Origin of the sequence: Mycobacterium sp. IS-1264 (genome assembly GCF_001954195.1) — a bacterium.
In the GTDB taxonomy this organism is placed as follows: domain Bacteria; phylum Actinomycetota; class Actinomycetes; order Mycobacteriales; family Mycobacteriaceae; genus Mycobacterium.
Map to the genome: position 1 here is coordinate 1 of NZ_MBES01000002.1, position 11,201 is coordinate 11,201.

Below are 11,201 nucleotides of genomic sequence, written 5' to 3' on the forward strand. Positions count from 1 at the left end.
GTCGTGCTGGCGCCGGGCGAATCCCGATCGATCACAATCGGATTCGCCACCACCGAGGTTGGCACCGTCGGCGCCACCTCCAGCGCCGCGGCACGCGCTTCTTCCGACAACAGGATCACGTGGTCCGCGCGGTTCAGCGTGGCGCCGACGAAGCGAGGGTGCGAGCGGGCGAACTCGGGAAAATCGGAGCCGTGGATGGTGATGATCACCCGGAAACCCCGGGCCCTCGCCAGCCGGATCAACGATCCTTCGCGCAACCACGCTCCGCCGTTCGAGATGTGGAAGTGCACGAGGGCCGCGCGGGGGGCCCGGGCCAGTGCCAACCCGGCACGCGCCGTGAGAACGAGGCTCTTCGAGTGGCGCCGCCCGTTCCACGTCGACAGGACGCGGATGTCGTCCGCGCCGATGTTGTTGTCGCGGATGACCCGGATGACCGACTGCGTCCCACCGAAGCTGTACATGTCCGGCCCCACGTGAATGACCGCGATCATCGTCGCCCGGCTAGGTCCCACAGCAAATCGACCACACGGTCAACATAGATCAGCTTGTCAGCCGCGGTCGGCCGAAACGGTGGCAAACTCACCGCTTTTAACCGGCCCGTGACCGAAATCGGGCTGGCCCTCGTCCTGGCCCCTGTCTCGCAGGCCGGCAAAGGCCATCGCCGCGCCCAGGGCGAGACCGAGGGCCAGGGCGTCCATCGGCATCTCCGGCAACGGCCACACCGCGGAGATCGCGAGCAGGCCGGCGCCGACCGCCGCGCTGATCTTGCCCGGCACCGACGCACAGCGGAACGCCCGGACGACCGGCGTGAGCGCGAACCACGCGAACACCGCCATGCCCACCGCCCCGGCTTTGGCCAGCCACCACTGGTAGAAGAGGTGCGAGTAGGTGGGGCCCAGCTTCCAGGCGAAGGCATTGGGGTCGTTCCCGGACGGCAATTGGTAGGCGTAGCCCAGACCGTGGCCGAACACCGGCGCCTGCGCGATGGCCTGGTTGAGCCGGGCGACTTCCCTCAGCCGGTCCAGCGTCGACTCGTCCACGGCGAGAGCACTTTTCGTAACCCCGCCAAGCACCCGCTGGTTGAACGCGGTGAACTGATCGCTGAGCCACGCGCCGGCCTCCGAATGCTGCAGCAGGAACAGCGATCCGGGCACCGTCACCGCGAAGATCGCCGCACTGACCGCGGCGACGGTCGCCGTCCGGCGCAGTGCCGCCCAGCCGAAGCTGGCGAGGAACGCGACGGCGGCGGCCACCGCGACGGCGATCAGCGTGTTGCGGGCGAAGGACAGCAGCGAAATCACCAACGCGGGCGGCCCCAGCGCGAAGAACATGGCGGGCCGCACCCGGCCGATGATCGCCGCGGCGATCAGGGCGCTCAGCACCGCGGTGGCCGGCGTCTGGGTGGACAGCACGATGCGCAGCGCCTGCCCGGCGCCCGTCGTCCCCTCCAGGCTTTCCGCCCGGCCGGCCAGCCGGATGGCATGCAACGAACTCACGATGGCCATGCCGGCCGAAAACCAGAGGATCACGATTATGACGCGGATCGTCCATTTGAGGTAGCCGCCGTAGACGATCAACAACGCCAGCACGAACCCGACGACCATTTCGAGCAGGGTCGTCGATTCGCGCACCACCATTTCGGCGTCATGTCTCATCTCGAATCCGACGGCGGTGAAGATGAGCACGGCCGTGGTGAATATCAGCGGCAGCCGAAAATCGGCGAACCGCAGCCGCACGATCGGGAGCAGGTAGCAGATCGCGAGCACCGCGGTCACCTGGTACGCGTAGATCGCCACCGGCCCGATCACCTTGCCGACGTGCAACCCTTCGGGCAGCGCCGCGAACGCCCCGAAGAGCGTGACCCCCACCATCCCTTCCGGCTTCACCCAGTACACGACCAGACAGAACAACGCGGCGATCAGCAGCACGCCCTCGGTGGTTCGGCGCACCGAGAGTACGCCGAAGACAAAGCAGCCAAACACGAACAGCGCCAGCAGAATTCCGTCGATCACCAGGCGAGGCCGGCCCGGCAGGTAGGGGATCACGCCGGCCTGCTGACCTTTGCCCGGTAGCTGCGGGCGGCGGCCCTGCTGTGCACGGATGGCCGGGCGTCGGTCAGCACGGTGCCGACGATCTGGGCGCCGGCCGCGCGCAAGGCGGTTAACGCGTCTTTGAGTTCGTCGAAGGTGGTTCGCTTTGCCCGGACGACCAAGACCGTGGCCTGAACGGCGCCGGCCAGTAGAGCGGTGTCGGCCGTCGCCAGCACGGGCGGCCCGTCGACCACCGTCAGGTCGAAACGTGACGACAGGTTCTTCAGCACGTTGTCGATCACTTCCGGCGGGTAGGCGCTGCAGGGCGAGGTCTCGCGGCGCTGCGACCGCGATCCGAGCAGGAATAGCCTCGAAATCGGGGTCGGCTTCACGGCTTCCGCGGCGATTTCCGGGCTGGCCAGGGCGTGGCTCAGGCCCTCGCCCGATTCGACTTTCAGCAACCCGGCAATCACGGGGCGGCGGGTGTCGCCTTCGACGATGAGTATGTCCTGCCCGAGTTCGGCCAGTGCCCGCGACAGGTTGAGCACCGTGGTCGTGGTTCCCTCGCCGCCGAACGGCGCGGCCACCAGCACGCGGCGGGCCTCGGGTCCCATCGCCCTGCGCAGCCTTGCGATGAAGCCGCGCACGGCGTCGTCGAATGCGATGTCGGTGCCGAACCGCGGTGCGCTGCCACGCTTTCCGGGCAGTTCGGCCAGGGTCGGCAGGCCCGAAAGTTCTTCGAGCTTTTCGCGGGTGCGCACGGTGCGATCGCTGGCCTCGCGGGTCAGCGCTACCGCGATGGCCAGGAGCAGCCCGGCGGTGAACCCCATCACCGTGTTGCGCACCGGCGACGGCGTGATCGGACCGTCGGGCACCCGTGGCGCCTCCACCACCCTCGCCCTTGCCACCGGCGTTCCTTTGGCCATCGGCTGTTGCGGCGCAGGCACTTCCGTCGGCTGGCCCGGAGCCGGGGTGGGCTCGCCCGCCTCGGGTCGCGTGCCGACGGCTACCGGCCCGCTCGGGCCCGGATTCACGCCGAGCGTCCCGACGATCGCGGCGAATTGATCGGCCATCGCGCCCGCCAGCGCCGCGGAACGCGTCGCATCGGTGTCTTTGACGCTGATCGTGAACAGCATCGATTTCGCGGTGTATTTCACCTGGGTTTGGTTCACCAGTGCATCGGGGCTGATGGGGACCTGGAGCTGAGCCACCGCGCGCTCCGCCACCGTTCGTCCGCCCGCGATCTGGGCGTACGACGACAGCCGTTCCTGAGCCGTCAGCGTGCCGTTGTACAACTCGGTCAGGTCGGTAGCGCCGGAAAACGAGATGAGGACCGTGGCCGACGACTGATAGTGCTTGGTCTGAAACGCCGTCAGGGCCGCAGCGCCGATCGTGCACGCCAGCAGCGCGCCCACGAACAGTTTCCAGTGCGCGAACATGACCCGGATAAAGGTGCGGAAATCCATCCACTAAACCTCTCTGAGCCGACGCCACGCGAATAGCATCGATTCCGTTTACTGCTCACCCGCCGCGCAAAGTTTCGCACATTATGCAGCATCGTCATGCGGCATCGTCAGAATCGCTATTAGCGGTGTCCAGCCTCCTTTGTTTCAGCGTTCGGGCGTGACCGCATCGCGCGGTATGTCGAGCGTCGCGATCGGATACCAGCCCGATTCGTCCCGGTCGTCGCGGGCCATCCGCATCGGCGCGTAGTTCACCACGTGCGACGCGAGCGGCTTGTGCTGCTGCCATTCCGCGGCGGCACGCAGCGTGTAGCGCCCCGGCGCCAGGCCGGACATGTCGATGCGAACGGCCTCGGTTGACGACGCCGGCACCGGTTCCTTGCCGGGGTTGTCGCCGGTCTGCCCCTGGCCAAGAGCCTTGAGGTTCACCGTTGCCGGCAGGGTCCGAACGACCGCCCCCGAGAAATCCACCAGCCGGTAGCCGGGCACCCAGTTCTCGGTCGCGGCCGCCGAGCCATAGTTGGTCCACACCGCCGAGACGGTCGCCACCTTGCCCTGCGTCGATTGCGAGCCTGGCCGCGCCTCGACCGAATACCGGTAGCCGGCGGCCACGTTCGCCTGGGCCCACAGCAGGTACAGCGCCGGGTTCATCGAGGTGCTGGAGTCCCGATCCGGGAAGTTGAAACTCGACGTCATCGACACGCGATAGCGGACGACGTCGTGCAGGCCCTTCTCGTAGTAGGACCGCGGATCGGTGCCGGCCGGCAGCTGGCACCACTCGGTGATTACCAGCGCCGAGGCCAGCCGGTCCTTGATTGCGCCGACGAGCGGATCCTTCGACTCCACGTAATGCGACTTGTCCGACTCGGCCCACACCGGCAACGGCGCGAACACGCCCAGGCAATCCGAGCGGATGCCCACCGGCGCCGACAGTTTCTTGGTGACGTCGTCGGCGAGTAACTGGCGCACGATTTCCGGGTTGAGCGCGGTCGTGACCAGTTGCGTGCGGGGGAACGCGGCGACGTTCGCCGCGACGAGCTGTCCGATGGCCGCTTTCGTAATGCTCTGGTCGCGAAACTGGCTGTAATAGCCCAGCCGCGCCTCGCTGTCTTCGGGGGACGCACCGGGTGCGCCCAGCTTGTCTCGCAGATACGCGATGTGGTTCTCGCTGAAATCCCCGTAGCCGGAGAACTCGAAAACGCTGAGCCGCTCGTCGCCGTCGTAGCGCCGGCCCAGCGCGGCCAGCAGCTGGCCGAACGCCTCCAGGTAGTTCGGGTCGTTCCAGTTGGGCACGACCTGTGTCACCCCGGGCGTCCACCAATAACGTTCGGGCCCCGTATAGCTGGTGGTCGCCGATCGCATCCAGTCGGGCACCGCGATGTTGGTGTTGTTCGGATAGGTGGCGTCGCAACAGGAGTTGTAGGCGTACACGCGCAGCGTCAGCCGCATGTTGCGGCCGGCCAGCTTCGCCAGCGCGTCGTCGATCGCGCTGAAATCGAACTTGCGATCGTCCGGCGCGTCGGGGGGCAGCGTGCGCGGATCGGTGGGTTGCAACTGCCGCCACGACACCCGCTGACTCGCGTCATACGACGCGGGCCACGCCGGATAGTGCTGCGCCGTATTGCTTTGCGGGAAAAGCGGCATCAAGAGGTCCTCGTACTGACCGCGCAGCGGGTTGGGGATCTCCTGCTCGGTCAACGGGATGGCCGGACTGGCGATCGGGATCAGCGGCTCGGGGTTACTGCGGCTGCTACACCCGCTGAGGGCCAGTGCCGCGCACACGGCGATGGCCGCCGTGCGCTTCCCCAGTATTCGGATCATCGTTGCGATGCTAGATCGCGCCCGGCGAATCATTGGCCATTCGTTGAAGAGTCGCGCGGAATATCTAGTGTCGCAATCGGATACATGCCCGATCCGTCGCGGCCGTCGCGGGCCAGCGCCATGGGGGCGTAGTTCACCACGTGTGAGGCGCCCGGCTTGTGCTGTTGCCAGTCAACGGATGCGCGCAGCGTGTAATGTCCCGGCGCCAAGCCCGTCAGGTCGACGTGAACCGACTCGGTCGCCGGGGCGGGGACCGGCTCCTCGCGCGATTGGCTGGAGTCGTCGTGAGCCAGCGTCTTGAGGTTCACCGTCGCCGGCACGGTCCGGACCACAGCTCCCGAGAAATCGACCAGCTTGTAGCCGGGCGTCCACTGTTCGGTCGCGGCCGCTGAGCCGTAGTTGGTCCAGACGACGGAAATGCTCGCCACCTTGCCCTGGATCGACTGCGAGCCCGGGCGCGCCTCGACCGAATACTGATAGCCGGCCGACGCATTGGCCTTGGCCCAGAGCACATACAAGTTCGCGTCCATCGCCGAAGTCGCGTCCCGGTCCGGGAATTTGGCGCTCGACGTCATCGACACGTGGTAGCGGATGACGTCGTGCAGTCCCTTCTCGTAGTAGGCCCGCGGGTCGGCGCCGCTCGGTAGCTGGCACCATTCGCTGATCACCAGCGCCGAGGTCAGCCGCTGCTTGATCGCGTTGACCACCGCATCGTTGGTGCGCACATAGTGAGAGTCGTTGGACTCGGCCCAGGCCGGCAGCGGGTCCTGGACGCCGAGGCAATCCGAACGGATGCCCACCGGCGCGGACAGTTTCTTGGTGACGTCGTAGGCGAGCAGCTCGCGAACGATCTCCGGGTTCTGCGGGGTGACGACCAACTGCGTGTGGGGGAACGCGTCGACGTTCGCCGCCACGAGCCGCCGAATCGATGCGTTGGTGATGCTCTGATCACGAAACTGGCTGTAGTACCCCAGCATCGCCACGCTGTCGTCGGGCGACGGGCCTGGAGCTCCCAGCGCGTCGCGCAGATAGGCGACGTCGTTGCCGCTGGAATCCCCGTAGCCGGAAAACTCGAAAACGCTGAGCCTTTCGTCGCCGTCGTAGCGCCGGCCCAGCGCGGCCAGCAGTTGGGAGAAGCCGTCGAGGTAATCGGGGTTGTTCCAGTTCGGCACCACCTGCGTCACCCCCGCCGCGGAACCGTTCGGCGGCCCGGAATAGGCGGTGGCCGCCGGGCGCATCCAGTCGGGAATCGCGATGTTGGGGTTGCCCGAGTCGTTGCAGCACGAGTTGTACGCGTACACGCGCAGAGTCATCCGCATGTTTCGGCTGGCCAGCTTCGTCAGCGCGTCGTCGATCGCGCTGAAATCGAACTTGCGATCGTCGGGCGCGTCGGGGGGCAGGGTGTGCGGATCGGTGGGCTGCAATTGCCGCCACGACACCCGCAGGCTCGCGTCATACGACGCGGGCCACGCCGGATAGCGCTGCTGGGCCGGATTACCCTGCGGGAAAAGGGGATTCAGGAGATCCTCGTACTGCCCGCGCAGCGGGTTGGAGATCTCTTGGACGGTCGGCGGTATGGCCGGGCTGACCATCGCGGAAAGCGGTCCGGGGTCGTTGTGCCCGCCGCATCCGTCCAGCACCAGTGCGATTGTGCAGACGACAGCGGCCAGCACGCTTTTCTTCGATGGACGAAACATCGGAATGTCAGATCACGCCCAACGACAACGAATCGCGGTCGGCGAGGAACGGCATCGGCAACCAGCGCGCGGACAGCAACGCTTCCATCGCGTCACCCGGCACGGGCCGCGACAACAAGAATCCCTGGGCGCGGTGGCATCCGTGCTGCATCAATGTCAGTGCGGCGGCGGGTGTCTCGACTCCCTCGGCGACGACCTGCAGGCCGAAGGCCTCGGCCAGCCCGATGATCGCCCGAACGATGGCGAGGTCACCGGCGTTGGTGCCCAACTCGCGGACGAACGCGGTATCGATCTTGAGGATGTCGACCGGTAGCGACTTCAGGTGCGAGAGAACGGCATAGCCGGTCCCGAAGTCGTCGATGGCGATCTGGACCCCGACCTCCTTGAGCTGCGTCAGCGTCTTGCGAGTGGTCTCGATGTCGTGCACCACGGCCCGCTCGGTGATCTCCAGGCAGAGCGATCCGCCGTCGATGCCGAACTCCTCGATGGTGTCGGCGACGCTGCGGACGAAACCGCGGGTGATCAGTTGAACGGGTGACACGTTGATGCGCAGCACGGCGCTCTGCCCGACACCGTTGGCGCGCCAGCGGCTGAATTCCGCGCAGGCGCTTCGCATTACCCACTGGCCCAGCTCGGCCGCGAGATTCGTCGTCTCCGCCACCCCGATGAACGAGTCCGGCAGCAGCAACCCCCAGATCGGGTGGCGCCAGCGGACCAGCGCCTCGGCGGCCACGATGGCCCCCGTCCACAGGTCGACCTCGGGCAGGTAGTGCAGCAGCAGCGCCTCGCTGTCGATGTCCCCGCGCAGGTGTAGCTCGATGTCGTTGCGGAAGGCGCTTTTCAGCGACATGTCATCCGTCGACACCGCGACCTGGTTACCGCCCGCGCGCTTGGCGGTCAGCACGGCCTCGTCGGCGCGGCGCAGCAGGTCGGCGCTGTTATCGCGGCCCGGCATGCCCACCGCCAGCCCGATGCTGACCGTGCGGGTGATCATGTATCCCCCCACGGCCATGCGTTCGTGCAGCATCGCGCCGATGCGACGCGCGAACGACTCCGCGGTCCCGGTCGACATCGGCTGGTCGGGGATGACGACGAACTCGTCGCCGCCCAACCGGGCGATCAGGCTCTGACTTCCCGCGCATACCCGGATGCGTTGCGCGAAGACCTTGATGAACCAGTCGCCCGCGGCGTGGCCCAGGTAGTCGTTGATCGGCTTCAACCGGTCGAGGTCGAAATACAAGACGGCCACGGGCCCCGGACTGCCCGCGGCCAGCCTCTCCGACAGATGCGCCACCAGCGCCCGGCGGTTGTACAGGCCGGTCAGGTCGTCGTGCTCCGCGAGGTAGCGCAGCTTTTCTTCGGCCGCGATGCGGGCCTGAAGCTGCGCAAAGAGCGCGGCGACGGCCTCGAGCGTGTTGAGCTCCTCCGGCCTCCACTTCCGGCTGCCGTATTTGACGAAGCCGAGCACGCCGGTGACCGCATCGCCCGAGACGAGCGGGGCCGCCGCCACCGAGGGCGAGGGGCGTCCCTTGGCTCCGCCGAGCCAGCGGTGCAGGGAATGGCCGCTCTGATCGTCCGGTATCACCACCGGTTTCCTGCTGCGCTCGCATTCCGCGAGCACCGGGTCGGCGCTGGTGAAGTGGACAACGGCCATCGGATCCGGGTGCGGAACGTCGGTGCGCGGCGGCCATTCCGCCACCAGGACCGAGGCCCGGACGTCCTGGTCGTGGTGGCGCAGGAAACTGCTGTCCATGTCGAACTGCTCGACGAGCTGCGCAAGTATCTGTTCGCTGATTTGAGTCGCGGTGGAACTCGTGGCCTGCATCAGCTGGGTGGCTACGGAAGTGACGACGAGATCGAGACTGCGCGGCACGGGCTCCTCCGACGTCGGGCAAATGTCCCGTCTGGGCGGCTGGCCCAATCAGTATCGCGAAGCGTAACACGGGCCGCACCGACCGAGCGGGGCTTGCGATGGGCCTGTACCTGGAGTTTTCGGTTCGATCCGGCGAGTGAAACAGCTCACAGTCCGGCCCGATCTGTCACACCCGGACCGGCCGCGGTGTCTCAAGGGCACGCGTCCCGTGAGAATAGGAGACAGAAATGAGCGAGGTCGCCGCCCCAAGAACCCATGTCGTCGTCGTCGGCGGCGGGTACGCCGGAACCGTGGCCGCCAACCGCCTGCGGCAGCGTCCGGACATCGATATCACCCTGGTCAACTCCCGTCCCGTCTTCGTCGAGCGGATTCGCTTGCACCAGTTGGTCGCCGACACCGGCGCCGCGACGGCAGAGTACGGCGAGCTGCTGGGCGACTCCATCCGCCTGGTCGTCGACACCGTCGACCGCATCGCGTTCGCCGACCGGCGGGTGCTGCTCGCCTCGGGCGCCGAGCTGACCTACGACTACCTGATCTATGCCGTCGGCAGTACCGGCACTGTGCCATCGACGGTGCCCGGCGCCGCCGAATTCGCCTACGCCATCGCCGACCTGGAAAGCGCGCAGCGGCTGCGCTACGCCCTCGCCGACCTGCCGCCGGACGCCCCGGTCACCGTGATCGGCGCCGGATTGACCGGCATCGAGACGGCCTCCGAGCTGGGCGCGCGGGGGCGCCCGGTGACCCTGGTCTGCGGTGGGGCGCTCGGACCGTCGCTGAGCGAGCGGGGTCGGCGTTCGGTGGCCAAGCGACTGCGCAAGCTCGGCGTAAACGTCCTGGAATTCGTCGCCGCGACCCAGGTCCGTTGGGACGCGGTGGTGCTGAGCGACGGCGCCGTGCTGCCCAGCGCCGCGACGGTGTGGACGGCCGGGTTCGCCGTGCCGGATCTGGCCGCGCGGAGCGGCTTGAGCACCGACGCGACCGGCCGGCTGCTCACCGACGAGACGCTGACCAGCGTCGACGACGATCGCATCGTCGCCGCCGGTGACGCCGCCGCGCCGTCGGGTCAGCCGCTGCGGATGAGCTGCCAGGCCGCCGGGCCGTTGGGCGCCCAGGCCGCCGACACCGTGCTCAGCCGCATCGCCGGGCGGACGCCCGCGGCGCTCAACCAGGCGTTCGTCGGCCAGTGCGTCAGCCTCGGCCGCGCCCACGCCACCTTCCAGCTCGCACGCACCGACGACACCCCGGTGAACGCGGTGCTGGCCGGCCGGACCGCCGCGTCCCTCAAGGAGGCGATCTGCAAGGGCACGCTGTGGGCCATCCGCCACGAGGCCGCCAAGCCCGGCTCGTACTACTGGCTCAAGGGCGGCAACCGCGCAGCGCGGCTGCAGGCCGACGAGCGGGTCCCGCTGCCATGATCGCCCCCGGTGAGCACGCCGAACGGTTCACGCTGCTGCGGCCGTTGTTGTTCACCATCGCCTACGAAATCCTGGGCTCGGCGACCGAGGCCGACGACGTGTTGCAGGACAGCTATCTGCGGTGGGCCGACGTCGACCTCGCGACCGTGCGCGACACCAAGTCCTACCTGGCCCAGCTGGTCACCCGTCAGGCGCTCAACGCGCTGCGGGCGGGCGCGCGTCGCCGCGAGGAGTACGTGGGGCCGTGGCTGCCCGAGCCGCTGCTCACCGACGACCAGGACCCGTCGGCCGATGTCGTTCTGGCGGAATCGGTTTCGATGGCGATGCTGGTGCTACTGGAAACGCTGAGCCCCGACGAACGGGCCGTGTTCGTGCTGCGTGAGGTGTTCGGGTTCGACTACGCCGACATCGCCGAGGCGGTCGGCAAGCCCGCGCCGACCGTGCGGCAGGTGGCCCACCGGGCCCGCGAGCACGTGCGGGCGCGGCGCAAGCGCTTCGACACGGTGGACGCGCACCGCAACGCGGAGATCACCGCGCAATTCCTGGCGACCGCGGCCAACGGCGACGTGGACGCGCTGATCGCAATGCTCGCCCCGGATGCGACCTGGATGGCCGACAGCGGGGGCAAGGTGTCCGCCGCGCGGCGGCCGGTGGTCGGTGCCGAACGGGTGGCCAGGGCCATCGCCGGGCTGATGCGCAAGATGAGCAAATTGTGGGCCGCGGTGCGCATCGAGATGGTGACCTGCAACAGCGCCCCGGCGGTCCTGGTCTACCAGGACGAACACCTCGAGATGGTGATCACGCTGGAGATCGCCGGCGACAAGATCACCAACTTCTACGTGATGCGCAACCCCGACAAGCTGGCCGCGCTGGCGACGGCCCGCGACATCAGCCGCGCCTGA

The 11,201-nt window shown here is 67.9% G+C and carries 8 protein-coding genes; 2 read left to right on the forward strand and 6 right to left on the reverse strand.

Annotated features, from left to right (window positions below; genetic code table 11):
* From A5744_RS00015 to A5744_RS00040, 6 genes are all read right to left on the reverse strand, one after another.
* A partial coding sequence (locus A5744_RS00015) for a glycosyltransferase (protein WP_139329645.1) occupies positions 1-491 on the reverse strand: 491 nt, incomplete at its 3' end.
* A 57-nt stretch (positions 492-548) separates the two neighbouring features.
* Positions 549-2,045 carry an O-antigen ligase family protein gene (locus A5744_RS00020; protein ID WP_076057560.1) on the reverse strand — a complete coding sequence of 499 codons (1,497 nt, stop codon included), beginning with the start codon at positions 2,043-2,045 and terminating at the stop codon, positions 549-551.
* On the reverse strand, positions 2,042-3,496 hold the full coding sequence (locus A5744_RS00025; RefSeq protein WP_076057561.1) for a polysaccharide biosynthesis tyrosine autokinase: 1,455 nt from the start codon (positions 3,494-3,496) through the stop codon (positions 2,042-2,044). Before A5744_RS00025 ends, A5744_RS00020 begins: the two co-directional genes overlap by 4 nt.
* A 144-nt stretch (positions 3,497-3,640) precedes the next feature.
* Positions 3,641-5,314, reverse strand: coding sequence for a hypothetical protein (locus tag A5744_RS00030; protein WP_240562915.1), 1,674 nt, complete (start codon positions 5,312-5,314; stop codon positions 3,641-3,643).
* A gap of 29 nt (positions 5,315-5,343) precedes the next feature.
* Positions 5,344-7,011: a hypothetical protein gene (locus A5744_RS00035; RefSeq protein ID WP_076057562.1), complete on the reverse strand. Its 1,668-nt coding sequence runs from the start codon at positions 7,009-7,011 to the stop codon at positions 5,344-5,346.
* A 7-nt stretch (positions 7,012-7,018) separates the two neighbouring features.
* Positions 7,019-8,884, reverse strand: a complete 1,866-nt coding sequence (locus A5744_RS00040; RefSeq protein ID WP_076057563.1) for an EAL domain-containing protein — start codon at positions 8,882-8,884, stop codon at positions 7,019-7,021.
* Between the two features lie 227 nt (positions 8,885-9,111).
* Between A5744_RS00040 and A5744_RS00045 the strand changes: the two genes are divergently transcribed.
* Positions 9,112-10,299: an FAD-dependent oxidoreductase gene (locus tag A5744_RS00045; RefSeq protein WP_076057564.1), complete on the forward strand. Its 1,188-nt coding sequence runs from the start codon at positions 9,112-9,114 to the stop codon at positions 10,297-10,299.
* Complete coding sequence (locus A5744_RS00050; protein ID WP_076057565.1) at positions 10,296-11,201, forward strand: RNA polymerase sigma-70 factor; 906 nt, start codon at positions 10,296-10,298, stop codon at positions 11,199-11,201. Before A5744_RS00045 ends, A5744_RS00050 begins: the two co-directional genes overlap by 4 nt.

Coding starts and splice junctions, on each gene's coding strand:
- A5744_RS00035 (WP_076057562.1), bottom strand. CDS start 7,011: ATGTTTCGTCCATCGAAGAAAAGCGTGCTGGCCGCTGTCGTCTGCACA.
- A5744_RS00050 (WP_076057565.1), top strand. CDS start 10,296: ATGATCGCCCCCGGTGAGCACGCCGAACGGTTCACGCTGCTGCGGCCG.
- A5744_RS00030 (WP_240562915.1), bottom strand. CDS start 5,314: ATGATCCGAATACTGGGGAAGCGCACGGCGGCCATCGCCGTGTGCGCG.
- A5744_RS00045 (WP_076057564.1), top strand. CDS start 9,112: ATGAGCGAGGTCGCCGCCCCAAGAACCCATGTCGTCGTCGTCGGCGGC.
- A5744_RS00025 (WP_076057561.1), bottom strand. CDS start 3,496: ATGGATTTCCGCACCTTTATCCGGGTCATGTTCGCGCACTGGAAACTG.